The following is a 23997-nucleotide window of genomic DNA, read 5'->3' as shown; positions in this document are numbered from 1 at the left end:
TTTTTCGCCCTGCGATGCGCTGCCGCCACCCTTCCCCCGAGGACAAGCCATGCAACACGAAAAACACCAATTCATTCTCAAGATAAGCTGCCCGGCCACCTCGGGCATCGTGGCGGCGGTGACCTCGTACCTGGCCGGCAACGCGTGCTACATCGGCGAGATGGCCCAGTTCGACGACGAGCTGAGCGGGCGGTTTTTCATGCGGGCGGTGTTTCGCTTCAACGACGGCCACGCCGGTGACATCGATCAATTGAAAGCCGGCTTCGGCGACGTGGCCGGCCAGTTCGACATGGACTGGGAGCTGCACGACAACAGCCAGCCCATGCGCGTGCTGCTGATGGTGAGCAAGTTCGACCACTGCCTCACCGACCTGCTGTACCGCTACCACAAGGGCGAGATGGACATGACCATCACCGCCATCGTCTCCAACCACCTGGAGCTGCGGCCCATGGCCGAGCGCGAGGGCATTCGCTTCATCTACCTGCCCGTGACCAAGGACACCAAGGCGCGCCAGGAGGCCGAGCTGATGAAGGTGGTGGACGAAACCGGCACCGACCTGGTGGTGCTGGCCCGCTACATGCAAATCCTCTCCGACGACCTGTGCAAGCAACTGGCGGGGCGTGCCATCAACATCCACCACTCGTTCCTGCCCGGCTTCAAGGGCGCCAAGCCCTACCACCAGGCCTACCAGCGCGGCGTGAAGCTGATTGGCGCCACCGCCCACTACGTCACCAGCGACCTCGACGAAGGCCCGATCATCGAGCAGGAAGTGCAGCGCGTGGACCACGCCTACCTGCCCGACGATCTGGTCGCCATAGGCCGCGATACCGAAACCGTGGCGCTGTCCAAGGCGGTGAAATACCACCTGCAGCACCGCGTCTTCCTCAACCAGGACCGCACGGTGATCTTCCGGTGAACAGCCTCAAGTTGATCGACGGCAAGGCCGCCGCAGCCGGAGTGTTGCGCCAGGTAAAAGCCGATATCGCCCGGCACGGTATCCACCCGGCTCTGGCGGTGATCCTGGTGGGCGATGACCCCGCCAGCCACGTCTACGTGCGCAACAAGGTGCTGCGCGCCGAGGAAGCCGGCATCCGCTCGCTGGAGTACCGTCTGCCCACCGATATCCCACAGGCCGACGTGCTGGCCTTGATCGCCCGGTTGAACGCCGACCCCAGCGTCAACGGCATCCTGCTGCAACTGCCGCTGCCGGCGCATATAGAAGAAGCCCTGGCGCTGCAGGCGATTGCGCCGAGCAAGGACGTCGATGGTTTTCACAGTGAAAACGTTGGCGGCCTCAGCCAGGGCCGCGACGTGCTCACCCCCTGCACGCCTAGCGGCTGCATGCACTTGCTGCAGGCCACGCTGGGCGACCTGAGCGGCAAGCACGCCGTGGTCATCGGCCGCTCGAACATTGTCGGCAAGCCCATGGCGGCGTTGCTGCTGCAGGCCCATTGCTCGGTCACCGTGCTGCACTCGCGCAGCGTCAACGCCCGCGAACTGTGCCGGCAGGCCGACATTGTCGTCGCCGCCGTCGGCCGCCCGCAGATGCTCGACGCCAGCTGGCTGAAGCCCGGCTGCGTGGTCATCGACGTGGGCATCAACCGTATCGAAGCAGGCGGCCGCAGCCGCCTGGTGGGCGACGTCGATTTCGACAGCGCCCTGGCCGTGGCCAGCGCCATCACCCCGGTGCCCGGTGGCGTCGGCCCCATGACCATCGCCTTCCTGATGAAGAACACCCTGACCGCTGCGCTGCAGCAGGCCAACACCCCACGCAGTCTGTCGGAGGCCCCATGCCTTTCAACCTGTTGAAATATGGCCTGAGCTCGGAGTACCCGGTCGAGGTCGACCTGCCCGCGCCCAAGGAACTCAAGCCCCGCTACGACGTGGTGATCATCGGCGGTGGCGGCCATGGCCTGGCCACGGCCTATTACCTGGCCAAGTACCACGGCATCACCAACATCGCCGTGCTGGAAAAGTCCTACCTGGGCGGCGGCAACACCGCGCGCAACACCGCGGTGATTCGCTCCAACTACCTGACCAGCGAAGGGGTGAAGTTCTACGCCGAATCGGTGCGCCTGTTTGAGGGCCTGTCCAACGAGTTCGACTTCAACATCATGTACTCGCACCGCGGCCAGCTGACGCTTGCGCACACCGACGCCACCGTGCGCTCGTTCCGCCAGCGCGCCGAGGTCAACAAGCACTTCGGCGGCCGCACCGAGATGATCGACCGCCAGCAGATCCGCGAGCTGGTGCCCACCCTCAACCTGGACCCCGGCCACCTGCCGGTGCTGGCCGGCCTGTGGCACATGGACGGCGCCACCGCCCGCCACGACGCCGTAGCCTGGGGCTACGCCAAGCAGGCGGCCAAGCGCGGCGTGGAGATCCACCAGCTCACCGAAGTGCAGGAACTGGTGATTGAAAACGGCGCCATCACCGCCGTGAAGACCAACCGCGGCACCGTCCAATGCGGCTGCGCGGTGCAGGCCATCGCCGGCATGAGCTCGCAGATGATGGCCAAGGCCGGCATCCGCTCGCCTATCCAGACCTTCCCTCTGCAGGCCATGGTGACCCAGCCGTTCAAGCCGTTCCTCGACCCGCTGGTGAGTTCCTCGGCGCTGCACTGCTACGTGCAGCAGACCAGCCGTGGCGAGGTGGTGTTCGGCGGCGGTTCCGATCCCTACCCGCTGTTCAACAGCCGCTCCACCCTGGATTTGAAAGAGAGCCTGCTGGCCCACGCCATCGAGATGTTCCCGTTCCTGGCCAACGCCAAGCTGATGCGCCAGTGGGCCGGCATCACCGACATGACCCCGGACTACAGCCCGATCATGGGCCTGAGCCCGGTGAAGAATTACTACTTGGACGCCGGCTGGGGCACCTGGGGCTTCAAGGCCACGCCCATCTGCGGCAAGACCATGGCCGAGCTGGTGGCCAGCGGCGGCAAGGTGCCGGAGCTGATCAAGCCGTTCAGCCTGGCGCGTTTTTCCACCTTCAAGCAGGTCAACGAAATGGGCGCCACCGCGGCCAGCCACTGAGGAACGGACGATGAAAATCATGAATTGCCCGCTCAACGGGCCGCGCAACATCAGCGAATTCACCTACGGCGGCGAGTTCAAGGCCATGCCCGACCCGGCCACCTGCACCGACGCCGAATGGGCCGACTACGTGTTCAACTGCGAGAACCTCGCCGGCGTGGTGCGCGAGTGGTGGATGCATACACCGTCCAGCTACTGGTTCCTGGCCGAGCGCCACACGGTCACCGACGAGATCATCCGCACCTTCGACCCGAAGGAAGTCTTCACCACCCGCGTCGAGTTCGCCACCCAGGAGATCGCCGGATGAACCGCCTCCCCGCCCCCATGGGCCTGCTGATCGACCGCGAACAACCGCTGACTTTCAGCTTCGACGACACGCCCTACCAGGGCTTCGCCGGCGACAGCCTCGCTAGCGCCCTGCTCGCCAACGGCCGCTTCCTGCTCTCGCGCTCGTTCAAGTACCACCGCCCGCGCGGCCCGCTGAGCATGGCCGGGCAGGACGCCAACAGCCTGGTACAACTGCCGCGCGAGCCCAACGTGCTGGCCGACATGCAGCCGCTGGAGCAGGGCCTGCAAGCCAGCGGGCAAAACTTCAACGGCACCCTGGACAACGACAAGGACGCCTGGCTGGGCAAGTTCTCGAAGTTCATGCCGGTGGGCTTCTACTACCGCTCGTTCTACAAGCCCAAGGGCATGTGGAAGGTGTGGGAGCCGATCATCCGCAAGAAGGCCGGCCTGGGCGTGCTGGACCTGACGTTCCAGCCCGAGTATTACGACAAGGCCTACCTGTTCACGGACCTGGCCGTGGTGGGTGCCGGGCCTGCCGGCCTGCAGGCAGCGCTGACTGCGGCCAATGCCGGGGCCAAGGTGCTGTTGATCGAGCAGAGCCCGCTTTTGGGTGGTTCGCTGACCTACGCGCGCTTCGACATCGACGGCACCCGCGCCGAAACCCTGCGTCGCGAACTGGTGAGCGCCGTCGAACAGCACGCCAATATCCAGGTGCTCACCCAGGCCACCTGCAACGCCTGGTTCACCGACAACTACCTGCCGGTCATCCAGGGCAAGCGCCTGTATAAAGTGCGCGCCAGCCAGTGCCTGGTCGCCAGCGGCTCGTTCGACCAGCCGGTGATTTTCCGCAACAACGACCTGCCCGGCATCATGCTCACCAGCGCCGCCCAGCGCCTGATGAAGCTGTACGCGGTGAAACCGGGCAACACCGCCGTGGTGCTCACCGGCAACGACGACGGCTACCTGGCGGCGCTGGACCTGCACGACCAGGGCGTGAAAGTGGCCGCCGTGGTCGACCTGCGCAACGGCCCCGCCGACCGCGCCCTGCTGCGCGCGCTGGACCAGCGCTCGATTCCACTGCACGTCGACACCACGGTGTTCGAAGCGCTGCACGAGCGCGGCATGCGCCACGTCAGCGGCGTCGAGCTGCGCAAGATCACCGGCCAGGGCCAGGTGGCCAGCAGCGCGGTGAAACTGGACTGCGACCTGCTGTGCATGTCCGGCGGCTACATGCCGGTGTACCAGCTGCTGTGCCAGGCCGGTGGCAAGCTGGCCTACGACGACCAGCTGGCGGAATTCACCCTCAGCGGCCTGCCGAAGATCCTCCACGTGGCCGGTTCGGTAAATGGCTGCCACAGCCTGCAGAACGTGCTGGCCGACGCCAGCAACTGCGCCGCCGCCATCGCCGCCGCCCTGGGCCTGGGTGCCCCGGCGCGCGCCAGCCTGGCGCCCGAGGCCCGGGTCAATTTCCCCTGGCCGATTTTCCCGCACCCCAAGGGCAAGGACTTCGTCGACTTCGATGAAGACCTGCAGGTGCAGGACATCATCAATGCCACCAGAATCGGCTACCGCGACGTGCAGTTGGTGAAGCGTTATTCCACCGTCGGCATGGGCCCGTCCCAGGGCCGTCACTCGGCGCTGCCCACGGCGCGCCTGGTGGCGCAAGCGACCCAGCGCAACATCAGCGAGACCGGCGTCACCACCGCGCGGCCGCCGTTCGTGGCCGAGAAACTCGCCCACGTTGCCGGGCGCGCCTTTGACCCGTATCGGCAGACACCGCTGCACCGCCGCCACCTGGAAGCCGGGGCGAAAATGATGCCCGCCGGCATCTGGCAGCGCCCGGCTTACTACGGCAAGGCCTCGCAGCGCGAGCAGTGCATGCAGGCCGAGGCGCTGCACGTGCGCAACAAGGTCGGCATCATCGACGTTTCTACCTTGGGCGGCCTGGACGTGCGCGGCCCGGACGCCGCCGAACTGCTCAACCGCCTGTACACCTTCGCCTTCCTCAAGCAGCCGGTGGGCCGTTCGCGCTACGCGCTGATGACCAACGAGCACGGCGTGGTGATCGACGATGGCGTGTGCGCACGCTTCGCCGACAGGCATTTCTACGTCACCGCCACCACCAGCGGCGTCGACCGTATCTACCAGCAGATGCTCAAGTGGAACGCCCAGTGGCGCCTGAACGTCGACATCGCCAACGTCACCGCGGCCATTTCCGCGGTGAACGTGGCGGGGCCGGACGCGCGCAAGGTGCTGGAAAAAGTCTGCAGCGACCTGGACCTGTCACCGGCCGGTTTCCCCTACCTGGCGGTGCGCCAGGGCACCGTGGCCGGCATCAAGGCGCGGCTGCTGCGGGTGGGCTTCGTCGGCGAGCTGGGCTATGAAATCCACGTGCCGGCGCGCCACGCCGTGCAGCTGTGGGACGCGCTGATGGACGCCGGCAAGGCCTTCGACATCCGCCCCTTCGGCGTCGAGACCCAGCGCCTGCTGCGCCTGGAAAAAGGCCACGTGATCATCAGCCAGGACACCGACGGCATGACCCACCCGGCCGAGATCGACATGGGCTGGGCGGTCAGCCGCAGCAAACCGTTCTTCGTGGGGCGGCGCTCGGTGGACATCCTCGAAGCGCAGCCCATGACCCGCAAGCTGGTGGGCTTTACCTTGCCCAAGGGCAGCGTGCAGCCGCTCGAAGGCCACCTGGTGCTCAGCGGCGCGGACATCAGCGGCAACGTCACCTCGTGCGAATACTCCGCAACCCTGGGCCAGGTGATCGGCCTGGCCTACGCCGGTTTCGACCAGAGCCAGCCCGGGCAGAAGATCCCGATCCGCGTGGAAGGCGGCATCGTCGTCGAGGCCACCGTGGTCAAACTACCGTTTTTCGACCCTGATAACCTGCGCCAGGAGTTGTAAGCCATGTCCAGTCTCAAAGCTGAAGATTACATCGGGCAGGCCGTGCAGCCCTGCACCCTGCTGGACCTCACCGACCTGCCCCGGGTGGGTTTCCGCGGCGCCGACAGCGCCGCCTACCTGCAACAGCGCGGCTTCGAACTGCCCCAGGCCGCCAACCGCGCCGTGGCCCAGCCCGATGGCAGCCGCGTGGCGCGCCTGTCGCAGACCGAGTACTTGCTGCTGGGCAGCCAGGGCGACCAGGGCCAGCGCATTGCCGATGAGGAGGCGCGCTGGGCGCTGGACCACAGCGCCAACTACCTGCTGCCGCGCCAGGACAGCCACGCCTGGATACGGCTGGGCGGCAGCCTGCTGCCGGCGCTGATGGCCAAGCTGTGCGGCGTCGACCTGCGCGCACAGGCCTTCGCCCCCGGCGCGGTGGCGCAGACCTCGGCGGCACGCATCAACGTGATCATCATCAACGCAGGCGGCGAGGTGCCGACCTTCGACGTGCTGTTCGACCGCGCCTCCCACGAATACTTCCTGTCCGCCGTCCAGGACGCCCTGCAAGAGTTCGCCTGATACACCACCCACCTGTAGCCGCTGCCGCCAGGCTGCGCTGGCCCCCACATTCACTGGACACCTTCAGCGAGGCACAGGGCCAGCGCAGCCTGACGGCAGCGGCTACAGGCTTATGACTAAAATTTCATGTTTGCGCTTTCCCCGCCGATAAACCGTGCCTAAGAAGAAAAAAACTGCTGGCTGCCAACGATAAAAAAATACCCCCCAGCAACCAACGATCAAGAAGCGCACAAGTTTCCGGAGGGAAGAATGAACAGTTGGTTTGCCAACATAAGCGTGAACAAAAAGCTGGGACTGGGCTTTGGCCTGGTGCTGGTACTGACCACCCTGCTGGCCGCCACCGGCTGGAACAGCATGGGTGGCCTGATTAACCGCAGCAACTGGATGAGTGACATCACCCAGCTCAACTCTGCCTTGACCAAACTGCGCGTGGCGCGCCTGCAGTACATGCTCGCCAACGGCGACGACACCGCGGCGCAATTGGTGCAGACCACCCTGGACGGCTTCGAGGCCCAGCAGAAGAAGATCCTCGACACCTTCAAGAGCCCGGAAAACATCAAGCTGCTCAAGGAGCAGAACGGCCAGCTGGAAGCCTACAAGGTCTCGCTGAACAAGATGCGTGCCGCCTACCGCGCCAGCAACGCCGCGCGCCAGGACCTGAACGACACCGCCCTGGCGGCGTTCCAGACCATCGACAAGGTCAACCTGTCGGTGCAGGCTGACCGCCGCATGGAAGAAGTGGTGGCCGTGGCCAAGGCCAAAGACCTGCTGCTGGTGGTGCGCTACGAAGTACGCGGCTACCTGGGCGACGCCAGCGCCGCCAACGAACAGACCGCGTTCGCCCAGCTCGACGCCGCCCAGGCCGCCGTGGCCCCGCTGTATGGCGCGCTGCCGGGCCAACAGGACGGCATCAAGCTGTACGAGGGCGCCGTCAACAGCTACCGCGCTGCGCTGAACCGCTTCAAGGCCGCCAACGCCGACATCGTCCAGGCCCGCAAGGAAATGACCGACCAGGGCAACGAGATCGTGCGCATCAGCGACGCCCTGTACAAACTGCAACTGGACCGCCGCGACAGCGAGAGCGCCCAGGCGCAATCGGTGCAGTTGATCGCCACGCTGCTGGCCCTGCTGTTCGGCATCGCCGCCGCCCTGATCATCACCCGCCAGATCACCCGCCCTATCCAGGAAACCCTGGACGCGGTGAAACGCATCGCCGACGGCGACCTGACCCAGACCCTGCGCGTGACCCGCAAGGACGAGTTGGGCGTGTTGCAGCAAGGTATCCAGAACATGGGCACCACCTTGCGCGAGCTGATCACCAGCATCCGCGACGGCGTGACCCAGATCGCCAGCGCCGCCGAGGAACTGTCGGCCGTGACCGAGGAAACCAGCGCCGGGGTCAACAGCCAGAAGGTGGAAACCGACCAGGTGGCCACTGCCATGCACGAGATGACTGCCACCGTGCAGGAAGTCGCGCGCAACGCCGAGCAGGCCTCCATGGCCGCCACCGATGCCGACGGCCAGGCCCGTGACGGTGACAAGGTAGTGAACCAGGCCATCGACCAGATCGAACGCCTGGCCGCCGAGGTCAAGCGCTCCACCGAGGCCATGGGCCACCTGCAGCAGGAAAGCGACAAGATCGGCAAGGTCATGGACGTGATCAAGGCCGTGGCCGAGCAGACCAACCTGCTGGCGCTGAACGCTGCCATCGAAGCGGCCCGTGCCGGTGAAGCCGGCCGCGGTTTCGCCGTGGTGGCCGACGAGGTGCGTGGCCTGGCCCAGCGTACGCAGAAGTCCACCGAGGAAATCGAAGGCCTGGTGGCCGGCCTGCAGACCGGCACCCAGCAAGTGGCCAACGTGATGCTCAGCAGCAGCGCGCTGACCGACAGCAGCGTGGCCCTGACCCGTCAGGCCGGCGTGTCACTGGAGAACATCACCCGCACGGTGTCGAACATCCAGCTGATGAACCAGCAGATCGCCGCGGCGGCCGAGCAACAGAGCTCGGTGGCCGAAGAGATCAGCCGCAGCATCATCAACGTGCGTGACGTGTCGGAACAGACCGCGGCAGCCAGCGAAGAAACCGCGGCCTCCAGCGTCGAGCTGGCGCGCCTGGGTGGACAGCTGCAGATGATGGTCAGCCACTTCCGCGTGTAACGGCTACAAACCTGGTGGGAGCTGGCTTGCCAGCGAGCTTTTCGAGGGCCTGAAAAGCTCGCTGGCAAGCCAGCTCCCACAGGTCACTGCACTGTCTTGAGCGTGCGGTCGTCGTAGTACAGGGCGTTCTTGTCGGTGCCCTGCTTGAAGAAGTACCCGTAGTCCTCCAGGTACCACACCGTGTCCACGCGGTTGTAGGGGTCCCCTTCCCCGCTGCACCGCAACTTCTTCGCCTGGCCGCTGAGGCTGGCGTTGAGCTGCGCCGCCGGCGCCTCGCTGTCCACCTTGCACTTGACCACCTGGCGGCTCTCGCCCAGGTCGCCCATCATCGAGTTCTTGCGCTTGCCCTGGGTGATGTAGGTCAGCTCCTGGCCCACCGGCATCTGCTGCCAGTCACCGCTGAAGGTCAGGTTGGTGAGCATCGAGTCCTCGGTCATCACCGTCTTGCCGAAGAAGCGGGTCTTCTGCGCCAGCGCCACCAGGCCACGGAAGCTCACTTCGCTGCCTTCGTAGCTGTCGGCGCGGGTGCGGATGCCCAGCTGGCCGCTGGCCTTGTCGACCTCGAAGAAGCGCTCTTCGCGAATCGGCAGGTTGCTCTTGGCGGTGTTGGCCATGCCGGTTTCCAGGGTCTGCTTGAACGCCTTGCGCGGCGGCGCCAGGTTCAGGTGCTTGATGGCGGTCATGGGCACCGCGCCCACCGCCGGCAGCGGCGTGTTGATGGGCGCCTTGCTGCGCGGGCTGAACGCCGGCAGCTGGGCCAGCGCCTCGGGCTTGGCGCACACGGCGCGGAACAGCGTCTGGTACTCGGGCACGCTGCGGCTGAAGGGCTGCGGCTGCGGGTCCTTGAACAGCTTGCCGTCGGTCACCTTGTCGCGCTCGTCGACGTCGTAGCCCATCAGCAGGCGGAAGCTCTGCTTGGCGCAGTCCACGGCGTAGTGCTCGCGCTTCTGCGCGCTGGGGGCGTTGTAGGGGCGGCCGGCGGTGACGGTGGGCTCGTCGAGGGCGGCCCAGAAGCGCATCTCGTCGCCTTCGGCCTTGAGGCTATTGCGGTCCAGCAATACCCAGAACACCTGGTCGCCGCCCTTGATCACCCGCCACTCCGGCACCGCGGTGGCCTGGCAGGCGGCCTTGAAGGCGGCGTTGCTCTTGAGGTTGCCGGCCAGTTCGTCAGGCACGTCGCGCGGCGGCATGTAGCCGCCGTTGCTGCTGCCGAAGTACACGCGTTTCTCGCCCTGCACGTAGGCAATGCGCGCCTGGTAGCTGCTGCACGACGCCTCGATTTGCGCGGCGAACGGGTAGGGTTGCTGCTCGGTGACGGGGGGCACGGCCAGGTAGCTGAGGGTGTCGCCGTTGCGCATCACTGACTCGGGCACGGGCGGCAGGGCCAGGGTGTCGCTGAGCATTTTTTCCGCGTCGGTTGGCACGTGCGGCTTCGGCGCCTCGGGGCTGGGCGCGTGCTGGGCGCAGCCGGCCACGAGGGCAATCAGCAGGGCCAGGGGCAGACGTTGCATAGTGATCCTTCATCAAGTTCAGCGTCCCCACACTGTAGCCGCTGCCGTCAGGCTGCGCTGGCCCCGGAGTACACTGAAGATCTTCAGCGTGGACAAGGGCCAGCGCAGCCTGGCGGCAGCGGCTACAAGGGTGCTTAGTGGACTTTGCGCAGTTGGCGCTGGCTGTAGTACTGGTCGTTCTTGTCGGTGCCCGACTGGTAGAAGTAACCGTAGTCTTCCAGGTAGTACAGGGTATCGACGCTCTGGCGCTTGTCACTGCTCACGGTGCAGCGCACCAGCTTGGCCTGGCCGCTGAGGTGCGGGTTGACCTGGGCGGCGCTGACCTGGCTCTTGATGGCGCACTGCACGTTGGTGTGGGTGAGGATGGCGCCGGTGTTGCCGCTGACCGCGCTGGTGTCCAGCACCACGCCCACGGTGCTGCCCACCGGCATAGTGCGCCAGTCACCGGTGAAGTGCGCGTCGATCACCGACGAGCTTTCGAACACGGTGTCCAGGCCATGGAAGGTGGTCTTGCTGGCCAGGGAGAACAGGCCACGGAACGAGATTTCGCTGCTGTCGAAGCCATCGCTGGTGGAACGCACCGCCAGCTGGCCGGTGGTGGCGTCAGGCTTGATGAAGGTGTCGACGTTCAGCGGTACTTCGCCGTTGGGGCCGTTGGCCGTGCCGGTCTCGGACAGGTAGGTGAGCGGCTTGCGCGGCGCCGGCATGCCCAGCTTGTGCACGGCGGCCAGTGGCAGCGCCATCACCCCGGGGAACGGGCCGGCCAGCGGTGCTTTCACCCGCGGGCTGAACGCCGGGAGTTTTTCCAGCGCCTGCGGGTTGCCGCAGATGGCCTTGTAGGTGGCGTGGTTGTCGGTGTCGCGGGCGATCTGCTGGGCCTCGGGCACGAAGTGCACGGCGCCGTCCGTGACGTTGTTGCGTTCGTCCAGGTCGAAGCCCGACAGCACCTTGAAGGTCTGCTGGGTGCAGTCCACCGCCACGTATTCACGCTTCTGCGCCATGGGCGCGTAGTACGGCAGGTCGAAGGTGGTGACCGGTTCATCCCACGCGGTCCAGAAGCGCAGGGTGTTGCCCTGGGGCTTGATACTGGCGCGGTCGACCAGGGTCTGCTGGCCGTTGGCGGCGGTGCGCACCACGCGCCAGTCCGGCTGCGGCGTGCTGGTGCAGGCGTCGACGAAATCGGGGTTTTTCAACAGGGCCTGGGCCACGTCCTTGCGCATGCGCACGGCGGGCATGTACAGGCCGTCCTGGCTCTTCACGTAGGAGCGCTTGCCGCCGTCGAAGTACATCAGCTTGGCGGATGGCTCCACGCACGAGGCCTGGATCTGCATCATGATGTCCTGGCGCAGGGTGTCATCCTTGGGGCGGATGACCATGAAGCTGAGCTGGTCGCCGTCACGCAGCACGCTGTTGCTCAGCGGGGTGCGCTTGACCATGTCGAACATCAGCTGGTTGGCCTTGTCGACCGGGGCCGGCACCTTCAGCGTCGGCTGGGCCTTGGCCACCGGGGCGGCGGGCGCGGGCGCCGGGGTGGACTGGTGGGCGCAGGCGGCGGTCGCGGCGATGGCCAGGGCAAGGGCAACACGTTTCATGGGTTTTCCTGATTTGGCAGGCGAGGTCCCTGTAGCCGCGGCCGCAGGCTGCGGCTACAGGGTGGCGCGAAAAGGAAACCATCTTACCGCTAGTGACGGTTCACTTCATGAACTTCATTTGGCCAGCAGGCCCACCCCACGGCCACGCGGGTCGGAGGCAGTCTCGACCTTGCGGCCATCGACCTTGATGGCCTGGACATCACCCATTTCCCAGCCCTGGTCCTCGAGCTTGTAGCCCATGGCCTTGAGCTCTTCGGCCGTTTGGCCGGTGAGCGGCGCGTAGCTGTCGTAGTAGATGGTGTCCTTGGGCAGCAACTGGTGGTGCACGCGCTGCGCTGCCACGGCCTTGGCCAGCGGCAGGCGGTAGTCGTAGGTGTTGTTCAGCACCTGGAAGATCGAGGTGAAGATCCGCGAGCCACCCGGGGTGCCCAGCACCAGGGTCACGCGGCCGTCGCGGGTCACCAGGGTGGGGCTCATGGACGACAGCATGCGCTTGCCCGGCTCGATGGCGTTGGCGTCGCCGCCCACCACGCCGAAGGCGTTGGCCACGCCTGGCTTGGAGCTGAAGTCGTCCATCTCGTCGTTGAGCAGGAAGCCTGCGCCCTTCACCACCACGCCGCTGCCGTAGTCCCAGTTCAGGGTGTAGGTGTTGCTGACGGCGTTGCCGTCGTGGTCGACGATGGAGAAGTGCGTGGTCTGGTGCGCTTCAAGGCCAGGGTGCACGTTCTCGGTGGCGGAGATGGCGGTGGGGTTGACCTCGTCGGCGCGCTTGAGCAGGTAGGCCGGGGCAATCAACTTGTTCACCGGCACGTCGTTGAAGTCCGGGTCGCCCAGGTAGTTGGCGCGGTCGGCGAACACGCGCTTCTCGATCTCGGCCAGCAGGTGGATGTAGCGCGCCGAGTTCAGCGCCACGCCCTTGAAGTCGTCCTTGCGGATGTCCTTGATGCCCAGCAGCTGGGCCAGGGCGATGCCGCCCGAGCTGGGCAGCGGCGCGGTGTAGATGATGTTGCCGCGCCAGTCGATGTGCAGCGGCTCACGCCAGTTGACCTTGTAGTCGTGCAGGTCCTGCTTGGTGATCAAGCCCTTGTCGGCCTGCATCTGGGCGACCAGCAGGTCGGCGGTCTTGCCTTCGTAGAAGTCCTTGGCGCCCTGGTCGGCGATGCGCTCCAGGGTCTGCGCCAGCTCCGGCTGGCGGAAGGTCTGGCCGGGCTTCATGGTGCCGAAGTAGTCGTTGAAGTTGGTCTGGCCGTTGAACAGTTTCAGCGCATCCTGGCGGTACTGGAACTGCTTGTCGGCGACGGTGAAGCCGTCTTTCGCGTAGCCGATGGCCGGGGTCAGCAGCTCGGCCCACGGCAGCTTGCCGAAGCGCTTGTGGGCTTCCCACAGGCCCAGCACGGTGCCGGGCACGCCGCTGGCCTTGGCGCCGACCAGGCTGAGGTTCTCGATGACCTCGCCCTTGTCGTTCAGGTACATGTTGCGGCTCGCGGCCTTGGGCGCGGTCTCGCGGTAATCGAGGAAGTAGGGCTTGCCCTTGACGTACAGGGTCATGAACCCGCCGCCGCCCAGGTTGCCGGCCTCGGGGTAGGTGACGGCCAGGGTGAAGGCCGTGGCGACGGCGGCGTCCACCGCGTTGCCGCCCTGCTTGAGAATCTGCGCGGCGACCTTGGCGCCGTATTGGTCGGGCGCGGCGACGGCGCCGCTGTCCAGCAACGCTGCGTAGGAGTGGGTGCTGGCGAAAATGGCGGCACTCAGGGCAAGGGTCTTGAACAACACAATACGCATCGGGTGTCCTTACTGTTGTTATGAATTGCAGCCACAGTTAGGCCCAGGATGGCGGTGGTTTCAACCCCTACAGGGCAAAACGGCCGCCCAGGGGCGGCCGCGTTGCTGCTGGTTTCACAGCATTTCGTCGAGAATCCACTGCTGCGCCGAGCTGCGCTTGGGCGCCCAGCCCAGCAATTCCCGGGCGTTCCTGCCACGCACGCGGCTGTTGGAGCCCAGGCCGTAATTGGCCATTTCATAGCCCCATTCTTTTTCCGCGTCGGCCAGTGGCCAGTCCTGGGGTTCACCCAGGCCCAGGGCGGTGGCCATGGCGCGGGTCATGTCGACGAAGGCTGCCTCGCCGCTCTCGACGAAGTAGAAGGTGCCGGCCGGGTTCTTCGCCAGCGCCAGCAGGTACAGCGCCACCACGTCCTCGATGTGCACGTTGGACCAGATGTTCTGGCCCGGGCCCACGTGGCGGACGATGCCGCTCTTGCGCGCCTGCTTCAGCAGCCGTGGCAGCTGCACGCTGTCGCGCTTCACGCCCAGGCTGTGGCCGTAGATCAGCGTGTTGCAGATGACCGCCGAGCGCACGCCCTGGGCGGCGGCGGCCAGCACCAGGTTGTCGATGGCCACGCGCGCGGCCTTGTCCACAGTAGGTTCGGGCAGATGGCCTTCGTAGTAGATGACGTCGCTGCCCTTGCCGCCCGAGGCGTCGCCGACAATGCTCGAACCGCTGGTGTGCAGCAGCGGCTTGTCGGAACCCTGCAGGCCTTCGATCAAGGCTTCGACGGCGCCGCGGTGGTCGCTGCTGGCGGCGTTGATCACGGCATCGCTGGCGCGCGCCTGGGCAATCAGCAGTGCACGGTCATCGAGGCTGCCCAGCACCGGGGTGATACCCAGGGCCTGCATTTCCTCGGCCTGCTCGGCGCTGCGCACCAGGCCGGTGACCTGGTGGCCGGCCTGGACCAGGGCGGTGGCGATCGAGCCGCCGATGAAACCGGCGGCACCGGTGACGAATACGTTCATGCTCAAACTCCCGTTCGATGTGTGAGGGCAGCCAGTATCGAAGGGTTATCCGTGCGGAAACAGCCGGTGGCGGCCAATAGACTTTTGCCCGCCGGTCACGAATCCCCGTGGGCGTAGCAGGCCAGCTTTTCCTGCATGAAATCCAGGAAGCACTGGATGCGCAACGCCAGCTGCGAGTTGCGGTAGTACACGGCATTGATGGTCTGCCGCTCACCAGTGTTGGCCGCTACCAGCAGCGGCACCAGGCGGCCCTGGGCGATGTCTTGGTGGGTCATGAAGTCTGACAGGCAAGTAATGCCCTGCCCGGCCAGCGCCAGCTGCCGCAGGGTCTCGCCACTGGAAGCGGCCACCCGCGGGCTGGCCTGCCAGCGGTCGCCGTCGGCGTGGCGCAGCGGCCACAGGTTCAGGTGGTCGGGCTGGGTGAAGCCCAGCAGGCTGTGCTCGCGCAGCTCTTCCACCTGGCGTGGCGTGCCGTGCTGGCGCAGGTATTCGGGGCTCGCGAGGATGTTCAGCGGGCTGCGGCCCAGCAGGCGCGCGTGCAGCGTGGAGTCGGCAAGCACGCCGATGCGGATGGCGACGTCGGTGCTCTGTTCGAGCAGGTCGATCAGCAGGTCGTCGGTATTGAGTTCCAGGGTGATATCCGGGTAGCGCGCGCGGAATTCGCCCACGTACGGCACGATGGCGTGCAGCATGAACGGCGAGGCGGCGTTGACCCGCAGGCGCCCGGACGGCGTCTGGTGGCGCACCGCCAGGCGTTCCTCCAGCTCGTCCATCTGTTGCAGGATCTGCTTGGCCTTTTCGAAGAAGAACCGGCCTTCTTCAGTGAGGTCCATGCGCCGCGTGGTGCGGTTGATCAGCGTGGTGTCGAGCTTGCTTTCCAGGCGCGACAGCGTGCGGCTGATGGCCGAGGGGGTCTGCCCCACCTGCTCGGCCGCCGCTGAAATGGAACCGCACTCGATGACCGAGATGAAGACCTGGAGTTCGTCGGATCTGGCTTTCAACCTGGGTTTCCCTGTAAGGCTCGCCGGCAGGCCGGCTGGCGCGCTGGTCACCCACTTTACCTTACAGCTGGAAACCGAACACCTGCGCCAGGTGCGCCTGGTAGCGTGCCACGTCGCCTTCGATGTTCGGGCGCTTCATCACGTCCACCGCCAGGAAGGTCGGCAGGCCGGTCATGCCCAGGAACTGATTGGCCTTGTGGAACGGGAAGTACACGGCGTCCACACCCTTGGCTTCGAAGAAGTCGGTGGGGTCGTCGAAGGCCTGCTGCGGGGCGTTCCAGGTCAGCGACAGCAGGTACTGCTTGCCCTGCACCAAGCCGCCGCTGCCGTATTTCTGCGAGGCGTCGGAGCGGGTGCGGCCGTCGCTGGCGTACAGGCTGCCGTGGCCTTCGGTGAAGACTTCGTCGATGTACTTCTTCACGGTCCAGGGCGCGCCCATCCACCAGCCGGGCATCTGGTAGATGACCACGTCGGCCCACAGGAACTTCTGCACTTCTTCGGCGATGTCGTAGCCGCCGTCGATGAAGGTGGTCTTCACGTCGAACCCGGCGCGGTCGAGCACGGCCACGGCGGCGTCGTGCAGGGTTTCGTTATAGCGGCCTTCGGAGTGGGCGAACTGCTTGCCGCCGTTGAGCAACAAAATCTTTTTCATGGGAAAGGTCTCGGTAAGGAATGCAGCGCACTCTACCGGCCTTGCGCGGGCGGAATAAGGCCTGATCGGGCAAATTACATTTGCTTGAATATCACGAATGGCGGCGGATTGTTGCCTTTAGAATCACTGCAACTTCCCTGGAGACACCCCATGCACGAACAACACGGCTTCATCCTCAAGGCCAAGACCAAACCGCACATGGCCGACGCCTTCCGCGACCTGTTCCTGGGCTACGTGAGCGCCAGCCGCAGCGAGCCGGGCTGCATCGAGTACCACATGCTGCGCGACCTGAACGACCCGACGCTGTTCGTGTTCTACGAGATCTGGGCGTCGAAGGCCGACCTGGACGTGCATTCGGCGTTGCCGCACATGGCGGCGTTCTTTGCCCAGCGCATGGAATACCTGGAGGCGGATTTCGACGTTCAGCGAGTGGAGATGTTGAGCCCGTCCAGCGCGGTGTGAGGTTCCCCCCGTAGCCGCTGCCGAAGGCTGCGCTGGCCCTGTGCCTCGCTGGAGATTTCCAGCGCACCCGATGGCCAGCGCAGCCTGGCGGCAGCGGCTACGGGACCTGTGTCAGCCATTGATGAGCAAATGCGCGCCCAACAGCGCCAGCCCGGTGAAGAACACCCGCTTGAACATCACCGCGCTGATGCGCTGGCGCAACCATTGCCCCAACTGCATGCCCAGCAGCGCCGGCACCAGCAACAGCAAGGACGCCCCCAGCTCGCCGCCACCCAGCTCGCCGTGCCACAGCAGCCCCAGCGCCAACGCCAGGGTCGAGACGCTGAACGACAGCCCCAGCGCCTGCACCAGCTCGTCACGGTTGAGCCCCAGCGCTTGCAGGTAAGGCACCGCCGGAATCACGAACACCCCGGTGGCGGCGGTGATGATGCCGGTGGCCACGCCACACAACGGCCCCAGCCACGCCTCATGCCGGGCCGGCACGCGCAGCACCGGCAGGAACAGGCCGCTGAGCGAGTACAGCACCAGCGCCCCGCCCAGCGCATGCACCACCCATTTGCCGCCATCGATGCCCAGCCACAGGCTGCCGATGCCAGTGCCGACGAAGATCGCCAGCAGCATCGGCCACAGCCGCACGGCCAACCCGCGCAAGTGCCCGCCGAGCATCAGTTGCCAGATATTGGTGAAGGTCGATGGCACGATCAGCAGCGCGGCTGCCTGCGCCGGGGCCATAGCCAGGCCCAGCAGGCCCATGGAAACCGTGGGCAGCCCCAGGCCAATCACGCCCTTGACCGTGCCGGCCAGCAGGAAGGTCGCCAGCACCAGCAGCGACAAGCCCCAGCCCATTTCTTGATACAGCGCGAGTAAGGTATTCATGGCCCCATGCTGACGGCTCGGCGGCCGGCTGAAAATCTGCCATATACTGAGCCAGCCTCTTGTCCTGGTTGAGGCTGGAGCCTGCCATGCATTTCGATCTCGTCGACCTTCGCCTGTTTCTGCACACCCTGGACAGCGGCAACATGACCGCCGGCGCCCAGCGCACGCACTTGTCCCTGGCCGCCGCCAGCGCGCGCATCCGCGCCATGGAAGCGTCGCTGGGCATTCCGTTGTTCGAGCGCAACCGCCGTGGCGTGCAGCCCACTGCCGCCGGGCAGGCCCTGGGCGAGCACAGCCGGCGGGTGCTGCAACAGGTGGAGCACCTGCAGTTCGACCTGGCGCAATACGCCCAGGGCATTCAGGGCCAGGTGCGGCTGCTGTGCAACACCGCCGCCCTCACCGAATACCTGCCCGAGCTGCTGGGCGACTTCCTGCAGCGCCACCCCGGCGTCGACCTGGACGTGGAGGAAATGCCCAGCCAGCGCATCCTCCATGCCCTGCGCCAGGGCGCGGCGCCGCTGGGCATCGTCTCCAGCGCCGTGGTCACCGAAGGCCTGCAGACCCGGCCGTTCCGCGACGACCCGCTGATGCTGATCATGCCAGTGGACCACCCGCTGGCGCGCCAGCCCAAGGTGACCTTCGTCGACAGCCTGGCCCACGGCCATGTGGCCCTGGCAGCCGGCAATGCCCTGGGCATTCTGGTGGAGGAACAGGCGCTGCACAGCGGCCGGCGCATGCAGGTGCGGGTGCGCGCCGAGGGCTTCGATGGCGCGGTGCGCATGGTGGCGCGCGGCGCCGGCGTGGCCGTGGTGCCGCTGGCGGCGGTGCGGCGCTGCCAGGGCCAGTTGCAGTTCGCCAGCTGCGCCCTGCCGGAACCCTGGGCGGCGCGGCGCCTGCTGCTGTGCTCGGCGGACTTCGACGCCCTGCCCGGCCACGCCCAAGCGCTGGTGGCCAGCCTGCTGCCGCAAGGCTGAGCGCGCAAACAGGCACCCGGGTGTCGACCTCAGGCATCCGCGCCGGGCGTGGGCGGGTCAGCATGCGGGCTCTTGAAACCACTGCCGGAGCCCGCCATGTCCAAACCCCTCGTTGTGCTGCGCGACACCCACCCTCTGCCCGTGCTGGATGCCTGCAAGTGGGAGAAGCTGGAAGGCGACCCACATACCGTCAACCTCAACGCCTACACCAGCGAAGACGGCAGCAAGATCATGGGCACCTGGATCTGCACCCCCGGCAAATGGCGGGTGGACTATGTGAAGTGGGAATACTGCCACTTCCAGGAAGGCTATTGCGTGATTACCCCGGACGGCATGGAGCCGGTGCACCTGCGCGCGGGGGATATCTTCATCGTCGAGCCGGGGATGAAGGGCACATGGGAAGTGGTGGAGACGGTGCGCAAGTATTTCGTTTTCGCGTGAAAGCGGGACGCGGCCTGCGGCCGCTGCTACGGGATGTACGTAGCAGCGGCCACAGGCCGCGTCAGCACTCTCAGGGTTTCTGGTACCCCTTCACGATCGCCGAGAAATCCAGCCCGCCATCACCGCGCAAGCTCATCGCCTGATACAGCTGCTGCGCCACCGCCCCCAGGATCACCGGTTGGTGCGCCTGCCTTGCGGCTTCGGTGGCCAACCCCAGATCCTTGAGCATCAGCTCCGCACCAAAGCCACCGGTGTAGCCACGGGCCGCCGGCGCCGTGGGAATAATCCCCGGCCAAGGGTTGTAGGTGTCCGCGCTCCAGCAGCGCCCGGTCGAACTGTTGATGATGCCCGCCAGCACCCCGGTGTCGATGCCCAGCGCGTTGCCCAGGGCCATGGCCTCCGAGACGCCGATCATCGAGATGCCCAGCAGCAGGTTGTTGCAGATCTTGGCGATCTGCCCGGTGCCCACTTCGCCGCAGTGGACGATGTTGCGGCCCATCTGCGCCAGCACCGGGTGCAGGGTGTCGAACAGCGCCGCGCTGCCGCCGACCATGAAGGTCAGGGTGCCCGCTGCCGCGCCGCCGGTGCCGCCTGACACGGGCGCGTCGCCCAGGTCGACGCCCTGCTTGGCAGCGGCGCTGGCGATGTCGCGGGCGGTCTGTGGGTCGATGGTGCTGCAATCCACCGCCGGGGTGCCGGGGCGAATACCGGCCAGCACGCCGCCCTCGCCCAGGTACACGGTACGCACGTGGGCTGCGGCCGGCAGCATGGTGATCACCAGGTCGCTGGCCGCCGCCGCTTCGCCGGGCGAGGCGCTGATGATGCCGCCCTGGGCGGCCAGTTCGTCGAGCACGGCCTTGTTCAGGTCGAACAGTTGCAGGCGGTGGCCGGCCTTGAGCAGGTTGCGGGCCATGGGCGCGCCCATGTTGCCCAGGCCGACAAAGGCGATGTTCATGGGCAGTCTCCTAGCGCAGGTTGATGGTGGTGTTGACGCCGTCGTTGACGCTGTCGTCGTCGAACCAGCGCGCCGTCACCGTCTTGGTCTGGGTGTAGAACTGCACCACCTGCTTGCCGTACGGGCCCAGGTCGCCGAGCTTGGAGCCGCGCGAACCGGTGAAACTGAAGAACGGCACCGGCACCGGGATGGGAATGTTGATGCCCACCTGGCCCACGTCAATCTCGCTCTGGAACTTGCGCGCCGCCGCGCCGCTCTGGGTGAACAGGCCGGTGCCGTTGCCGAACGGGTTGCGGTTGACCAGGGCGATGGCCTCGTCGAGGGTGTCGACGGTGAGCACCACCAGCACCGGGCCGAAGATTTCCTGGGTGTAGATCTGCATGTCAGTGGTCACTCCGGAGAACAGGGTGGGGCCGACGAAGTTGCCTTCCTCGAAGCCCGGCACCTGCACGTCGCGGCCGTCCAGCTCCAGCACGGCGCCCTCCTTCACCCCACTCTCGATCAGGCCCAGCACGCGCTGCTTGGCCTGGCGTGAAATCAGCGGGCCGACGTCGGTGCCGGCCTCGCTGCCGGCGTTGACCTTGAGCTTCTGCGCCAGGGCCTTGAGCTCGGGCAGCCACTGTTTCGCCGCGCCCACCAGCACCGCCACCGAGGTGGCCATGCAGCGCTGGCCGGCCGCACCAAAGGCGGCGCCCACCAGGGCGTTGAGGGTTTGCTCGCGGTTGGCGTCGGGCAGCACCACGGCGTGGTTCTTGGCGCCCATCATCGCCTGCACGCGCTTGTGATGCTGGCCGGCGAGGTTGTAGACGTGGGTGCCCACTGCCGTGGAACCGACAAAGGAGATTGCCTTGATGTCGGCGTGGGTGCACAGCGCGTCCACCACCTCCTTGCCGCCCTGCACCACGTTGAGCACGCCCTTGGGAATGCCGGCCTCCAGCGCCAGCTCCACCAGTTGCACGGTGGACAGCGGGTCCTGCTCGGAGGGCTTGAGCACGAAGGTGTTGCCGCAGACGATGGCCATGGGGAACATCCACAGCGGGATCATGGCCGGGAAGTTGAACGGGGTGATGCCCGCGCACACGCCGATGGGCTGGCGCAGGGTGTAGGTGTCGACGCCGCCGGCGACGTTCTCGACGAACTCGCCCATCTGCAGGCTGCCGATGGAACAGGCGTGCTCCACTACCTCCAGGCCGCGGAAAATGTCGCCTTCGGCGTCGGCCAGGGTCTTGCCCTGCTCGGCGCTGAGGGTCTGGGCGATGCGCTTGGAATGCTCGCGAATCAGCGCCTGGAACTTGAGCATGATGCGCATGCGCGCGCCCACCGGGGTATTGCGCCAACTGAGGAAGGCTTTTTGCGCCGCCGCGACGGCGGCATCCACCTCGGCCTGGGTGGCAAACGGCACCCGCGCCAGCACCTGTTGGGTGGCGGGGTTGACGATGTCGCGCCACTCGCTGGCCTGGGACTCGACCCACTCGCCGTCGATCAGCAGCTTCACCTTGGGGATACCGGCATTTACCGAAACGTTCATCAAGACCTCCGCGTAATTGTTTTTGTGCATGGCGTGATGGCTCTTTCCTGGAGTATAGATGTGCAAACATCCAACAAGAACGCGGATAAAAGCCGGTCCAACATGCAAAAAAACATCACCTCCCTGGGCAACCTGAACTGGGATGACCTGAAGTTTTTCCTCGAGGTCGCCCGCACCCGCAAGGCCAGCAACGCCGCCCGGCGCCTGGGCGTGGACTACACCACGGTGTCGCGGCGCATCACCTCGCTGGAAACTGCCATGGGCACCCTGCTGTTCGAGAAGTCGCGCACCACCGGCTTCATCCTCACCGCCGAGGGCCAGCGCCTGCTGGGCTACGCCGAGTCCATCGAAAGCACCCTGCACATGGCCTGCGAGCAGGTGTCAGGGTCGGGCGTGGCGCTGTCGGGGCACATCCGCATGGGCTGCACCGAGGGCTTCGGCAGCTTCTTCATCACCCCGCAGCTGAGCCACTTCGTCGATGCCTACCCGGCCATCAGCGTGGACATCCTGCCGCTGCCGCACTTCATCAGCCTGTCCAAGCGCGAGGCCGACGTGGTCATCGCCCTGGAACGCCCGGAGCACGGGCCCTACGTGTGCTGCAAGCTGTGCGACTACCGCCTGCAGCTGTACGCCACCCAGGCTTACCTCGACCACCACCCGCCCATCCGCCACGGCCGCGACCTGGCCGGGCACCGCTTCATCAGCTACGTCGACGACCTGGCCTTCAGCCCGGAGCTGCTGTACCTGGCCAATTTGCTGCCCAACGCCAGCGCCGGGCTGCGCAGCACCAGCGTCATCGCCCAGTACGTGGCGGCGCGCCAGGGGCATGGCATGGCGATATTGCCGTGCTTCCTGGCGGCGCAGGCTGACGACCTGGTGCCGGTGCTGGCGGGGGAAATCAGCGTGACGCGGCAGTTCTGGATGTATTGCCGGGAGGATCTGCGCAAGTTGAAGCGGATCAATTTGCTCTGGGATTACATCCGCGAAGTGACGGAGCTGAACGCCCCCTTCCTGATGGGCGAAACCCATTCATTGAAATTCACCACCCCCCCGTAGCAGCTGCCGAAGGCTGCGTCCGGCCGCACCGCCGGTGGTGCGCCCGGGACGCAGCCTTCGGCAGCTGCTACGGGGGATTCCAATACGGCGCGTCCGCGTCCGTTGGCGGGTGTTCACACCGCCAGGTTGGTGGGCTCCGCCTGGTGCCATCGGCCGCGGCCCAGCCGCTTGGCCTGGTGCAGGGCGTCGGCGGCGGCCGCCAGCAGCTCGGTGGCGACCTGGCCATGTTCGGGGGCCAGGGCCACGCCGACGCTGATGGAGGCGTGCAGGCTGTCGGCGTTGGGCAGCACCAGCGGTGCGTGCAGCGCGGCGATGATGTTGTCGGCGATGCGCCAGGCATCGTCGCTGTCGTTGAGCGGCGACAGCAGCACGGCGAATTCGTCGCCGCCCAGGCGCGCCAGCAGGTCGTTTTCGCGCAATTGCGTGCGCACCCGGCCGGCCAGGCAGATCAGCACTTCATCCGCCGCGGCATGGCCATGGCGGTCGTTGATGGCCTTGAAATGGTCGGCGTCGATGTACAGCACGGCCATGCGCCGCGGCTGCTTGTCACTGAGGTTGCGCGCCAGCCGCGCTTCGAAGAACACCCGGTTGGGCAGGCCGGTGAGGATGTCGAGGCTGGCCTGCAGGTAAGGCTCGGGCTGGTTGTGGGCACTCAGGTGTTCCAGCTCGTCGAGCAGCGCGTTGACGTCGCTGCCCAACTGTTCCAGGTCATCCACCTCGCTGTGCGGCACCCGCCGTTCAAAGCGGTGCTCGCGCCGTGCGGCATCGGCGACGTTGGCCAGGCTGTGCAGCGGCTCGGTGATGTCGCGCAGCAGGCGCCGCGACAGGTACAGCGCGCCCAGGGTGCCGAGCGTCGTGCAGATCAGCGCGCCAGCGATGCCGCCCAGGGCCAGGCGCCATTGCGTGGCCGCCGGCAACGCCTCGATGGCCTGGGTGCGCCAGGCGAATGCGCCCAACACGATCATGCAGCCGGCGCACAGGCCGGCCGCGCCCAGCGCCACCGTCAGTTGCGCACGCCGCAGCGCGCTGCGCAGGGTGCGGCCGCTCATGGTGCAGGCTCCCACATGCGCTTTCCGTAGCCAATGACACCCGCCATCCAGACAGCTCCCTGATGAAAACCCATGTGATGCCCGGTCGTGCCAAAACGATAGCACAGCCTTTTCACCTTACCCGGTTCGGTAGCGGGCTATTGGTTCAAGGATTTCTGAACTATCGAT

The 23997-nt window shown here is 66.3% G+C and carries 21 protein-coding genes and 1 pseudogene; 12 read left to right on the top strand and 10 right to left on the bottom strand.

Annotated elements, in window-relative coordinates:
- Positions 1-49: 49 nt before the first annotated feature.
- The 8 genes and pseudogenes from purU to RAM80_RS20775 all read left to right on the top strand — a co-directional run bounded on the left by purU (position 50) and on the right by RAM80_RS20775 (position 8942).
- On the top strand, positions 50-916 hold the full coding sequence (gene purU, locus RAM80_RS20810; protein ID WP_416422319.1) for a formyltetrahydrofolate deformylase: 867 nt from the start codon (positions 50-52) through the stop codon (positions 914-916).
- Entirely contained in the window at positions 913-1809 is an 897-nt protein-coding gene (gene folD, locus RAM80_RS20805) for a bifunctional methylenetetrahydrofolate dehydrogenase/methenyltetrahydrofolate cyclohydrolase FolD (RefSeq protein WP_416422318.1), read from the top strand. The genes purU and folD overlap by 4 nt, the downstream gene beginning before the upstream one ends.
- Entirely contained in the window at positions 1791-3032 is a 1242-nt protein-coding gene (locus RAM80_RS20800) for an FAD-dependent oxidoreductase (protein WP_416422317.1), read from the top strand. Before folD ends, RAM80_RS20800 begins: the two co-directional genes overlap by 19 nt.
- Positions 3033-3042: 10 nt before the next feature.
- Positions 3043-3339, top strand: a complete 297-nt coding sequence (locus RAM80_RS20795; RefSeq protein WP_416422316.1) for a sarcosine oxidase subunit delta — start codon at positions 3043-3045, stop codon at positions 3337-3339.
- Complete coding sequence (locus tag RAM80_RS20790; protein ID WP_416422315.1) at positions 3336-6230, top strand: 2Fe-2S iron-sulfur cluster-binding protein; 2895 nt, start codon at positions 3336-3338, stop codon at positions 6228-6230. The genes RAM80_RS20795 and RAM80_RS20790 overlap by 4 nt, the downstream gene beginning before the upstream one ends.
- Positions 6231-6233: 3 nt before the next feature.
- Positions 6234-6788 carry a sarcosine oxidase subunit gamma gene (locus tag RAM80_RS20785; protein ID WP_416422314.1) on the top strand — a complete coding sequence of 185 codons (555 nt, stop codon included), beginning with the start codon at positions 6234-6236 and terminating at the stop codon, positions 6786-6788.
- Positions 6789-7037: 249 nt separating this feature from the next.
- A pseudogene (locus RAM80_RS20780) lies at positions 7038-8039 on the top strand (methyl-accepting chemotaxis protein); the annotation flags it as partial.
- A 39-nt stretch (positions 8040-8078) separates the two neighbouring features.
- Entirely contained in the window at positions 8079-8942 is an 864-nt protein-coding gene (locus tag RAM80_RS20775) for a methyl-accepting chemotaxis protein (protein ID WP_416427531.1), read from the top strand.
- Positions 8943-9025: 83 nt separating this feature from the next.
- Here the strand turns inward: RAM80_RS20775 and RAM80_RS20770 are convergent, their stop codons facing one another.
- From RAM80_RS20770 to RAM80_RS20745, 6 genes are all read right to left on the bottom strand, one after another.
- Positions 9026-10453 carry a hypothetical protein gene (locus RAM80_RS20770; RefSeq protein ID WP_416422313.1) on the bottom strand — a complete coding sequence of 476 codons (1428 nt, stop codon included), beginning with the start codon at positions 10451-10453 and terminating at the stop codon, positions 9026-9028.
- A 134-nt stretch (positions 10454-10587) separates the two neighbouring features.
- The gene (locus tag RAM80_RS20765; RefSeq protein ID WP_416422312.1) at positions 10588-12045 is read right to left on the bottom strand and encodes a hypothetical protein; all 1458 of its coding nucleotides are present in this window, start codon (positions 12043-12045) and stop codon (positions 10588-10590) included.
- A 114-nt stretch (positions 12046-12159) separates the two neighbouring features.
- Positions 12160-13827, bottom strand: coding sequence for a gamma-glutamyltransferase (gene ggt, locus RAM80_RS20760; protein WP_416422311.1), 1668 nt, complete (start codon positions 13825-13827; stop codon positions 12160-12162).
- 114 nt (positions 13828-13941) lie between these two features.
- Positions 13942-14835 carry an NAD-dependent epimerase/dehydratase family protein gene (locus RAM80_RS20755; protein WP_416422310.1) on the bottom strand — a complete coding sequence of 298 codons (894 nt, stop codon included), beginning with the start codon at positions 14833-14835 and terminating at the stop codon, positions 13942-13944.
- A gap of 95 nt (positions 14836-14930) precedes the next feature.
- Positions 14931-15836, bottom strand: a complete 906-nt coding sequence (locus RAM80_RS20750; RefSeq protein WP_416422309.1) for a LysR substrate-binding domain-containing protein — start codon at positions 15834-15836, stop codon at positions 14931-14933.
- A 61-nt stretch (positions 15837-15897) separates the two neighbouring features.
- Entirely contained in the window at positions 15898-16488 is a 591-nt protein-coding gene (locus RAM80_RS20745; RefSeq protein ID WP_416422308.1) for an NAD(P)H-dependent oxidoreductase, read from the bottom strand.
- 150 nt (positions 16489-16638) lie between these two features.
- On the opposite strand from RAM80_RS20745, the gene RAM80_RS20740 reads away from it, so the two are divergent.
- Complete coding sequence (locus RAM80_RS20740) at positions 16639-16950, top strand: putative quinol monooxygenase (protein ID WP_416422307.1); 312 nt, start codon at positions 16639-16641, stop codon at positions 16948-16950.
- A gap of 111 nt (positions 16951-17061) precedes the next feature.
- Here RAM80_RS20740 and RAM80_RS20735 read toward each other — a convergent pair whose 3' ends face one another.
- Complete coding sequence (locus tag RAM80_RS20735; protein ID WP_416422306.1) at positions 17062-17826, bottom strand: sulfite exporter TauE/SafE family protein; 765 nt, start codon at positions 17824-17826, stop codon at positions 17062-17064.
- A gap of 86 nt (positions 17827-17912) precedes the next feature.
- Between RAM80_RS20735 and RAM80_RS20730 the strand changes: the two genes are divergently transcribed.
- Both RAM80_RS20730 and RAM80_RS20725 read left to right on the top strand, forming a co-directional pair.
- A complete protein-coding gene (locus RAM80_RS20730; protein WP_416422305.1) occupies positions 17913-18800 on the top strand; it encodes a LysR substrate-binding domain-containing protein in 888 nt (295 codons plus the stop codon).
- A gap of 96 nt (positions 18801-18896) precedes the next feature.
- Positions 18897-19241: a cupin domain-containing protein gene (locus RAM80_RS20725; protein ID WP_008373643.1), complete on the top strand. Its 345-nt coding sequence runs from the start codon at positions 18897-18899 to the stop codon at positions 19239-19241.
- A gap of 70 nt (positions 19242-19311) precedes the next feature.
- Here the strand turns inward: RAM80_RS20725 and mmsB are convergent, their stop codons facing one another.
- Both mmsB and RAM80_RS20715 read right to left on the bottom strand, forming a co-directional pair.
- Positions 19312-20196: a 3-hydroxyisobutyrate dehydrogenase gene (gene mmsB / locus RAM80_RS20720; protein WP_416422304.1), complete on the bottom strand. Its 885-nt coding sequence runs from the start codon at positions 20194-20196 to the stop codon at positions 19312-19314.
- Between the two features lie 10 nt (positions 20197-20206).
- Complete coding sequence (locus RAM80_RS20715) at positions 20207-21724, bottom strand: CoA-acylating methylmalonate-semialdehyde dehydrogenase (protein WP_416422303.1); 1518 nt, start codon at positions 21722-21724, stop codon at positions 20207-20209.
- 102 nt (positions 21725-21826) lie between these two features.
- Here RAM80_RS20715 and RAM80_RS20710 point away from each other — a divergent pair, with 102 nt between their 5' ends.
- On the top strand, positions 21827-22780 hold the full coding sequence (locus tag RAM80_RS20710; RefSeq protein ID WP_416422302.1) for a LysR family transcriptional regulator: 954 nt from the start codon (positions 21827-21829) through the stop codon (positions 22778-22780).
- 113 nt (positions 22781-22893) lie between these two features.
- On the opposite strand, the gene RAM80_RS20705 is transcribed toward RAM80_RS20710, so the two are convergent.
- Entirely contained in the window at positions 22894-23829 is a 936-nt protein-coding gene (locus RAM80_RS20705) for a diguanylate cyclase domain-containing protein (protein WP_416422301.1), read from the bottom strand.
- Between the last annotated feature and the right edge of the window lie 168 nt (positions 23830-23997).

The organism is Pseudomonas sp. App30, assembly GCF_047947025.1.
GTDB lineage: Bacteria > Pseudomonadota > Gammaproteobacteria > Pseudomonadales > Pseudomonadaceae > Aquipseudomonas.
This window is presented reverse-complemented; position numbering and strand designations above follow the sequence as displayed.

Bases quoted from the DNA above. Each gene is read 5' to 3' on its own strand.
- RAM80_RS20795 (WP_416422316.1), top strand. From the start codon at position 3,043: ATGAAAATCATGAATTGCCCGCTCAACGGGCCGCGCAACATCAGCGAA.
- RAM80_RS20740 (WP_416422307.1), top strand. From the start codon at position 16,639: ATGCACGAACAACACGGCTTCATCCTCAAGGCCAAGACCAAACCGCAC.
- RAM80_RS20790 (WP_416422315.1), top strand. From the start codon at position 3,336: ATGAACCGCCTCCCCGCCCCCATGGGCCTGCTGATCGACCGCGAACAA.
- purU (WP_416422319.1), top strand. From the start codon at position 50: ATGCAACACGAAAAACACCAATTCATTCTCAAGATAAGCTGCCCGGCC.
- RAM80_RS20775 (WP_416427531.1), top strand. From the start codon at position 8,079: ATGGGCACCACCTTGCGCGAGCTGATCACCAGCATCCGCGACGGCGTG.
- RAM80_RS20705 (WP_416422301.1), bottom strand. From the start codon at position 23,829: ATGAGCGGCCGCACCCTGCGCAGCGCGCTGCGGCGTGCGCAACTGACG.
- RAM80_RS20785 (WP_416422314.1), top strand. From the start codon at position 6,234: ATGTCCAGTCTCAAAGCTGAAGATTACATCGGGCAGGCCGTGCAGCCC.
- RAM80_RS20715 (WP_416422303.1), bottom strand. From the start codon at position 21,724: ATGAACGTTTCGGTAAATGCCGGTATCCCCAAGGTGAAGCTGCTGATC.
- RAM80_RS20745 (WP_416422308.1), bottom strand. From the start codon at position 16,488: ATGAAAAAGATTTTGTTGCTCAACGGCGGCAAGCAGTTCGCCCACTCC.
- RAM80_RS20710 (WP_416422302.1), top strand. From the start codon at position 21,827: ATGCAAAAAAACATCACCTCCCTGGGCAACCTGAACTGGGATGACCTG.
- RAM80_RS20765 (WP_416422312.1), bottom strand. From the start codon at position 12,045: ATGAAACGTGTTGCCCTTGCCCTGGCCATCGCCGCGACCGCCGCCTGC.
- RAM80_RS20800 (WP_416422317.1), top strand. From the start codon at position 1,791: ATGCCTTTCAACCTGTTGAAATATGGCCTGAGCTCGGAGTACCCGGTC.
- RAM80_RS20735 (WP_416422306.1), bottom strand. From the start codon at position 17,826: ATGAATACCTTACTCGCGCTGTATCAAGAAATGGGCTGGGGCTTGTCG.
- ggt (WP_416422311.1), bottom strand. From the start codon at position 13,827: ATGCGTATTGTGTTGTTCAAGACCCTTGCCCTGAGTGCCGCCATTTTC.
- RAM80_RS20755 (WP_416422310.1), bottom strand. From the start codon at position 14,835: ATGAACGTATTCGTCACCGGTGCCGCCGGTTTCATCGGCGGCTCGATC.
- RAM80_RS20770 (WP_416422313.1), bottom strand. From the start codon at position 10,453: ATGCAACGTCTGCCCCTGGCCCTGCTGATTGCCCTCGTGGCCGGCTGC.
- mmsB (WP_416422304.1), bottom strand. From the start codon at position 20,196: ATGAACATCGCCTTTGTCGGCCTGGGCAACATGGGCGCGCCCATGGCC.
- RAM80_RS20730 (WP_416422305.1), top strand. From the start codon at position 17,913: ATGCATTTCGATCTCGTCGACCTTCGCCTGTTTCTGCACACCCTGGAC.
- RAM80_RS20725 (WP_008373643.1), top strand. From the start codon at position 18,897: ATGTCCAAACCCCTCGTTGTGCTGCGCGACACCCACCCTCTGCCCGTG.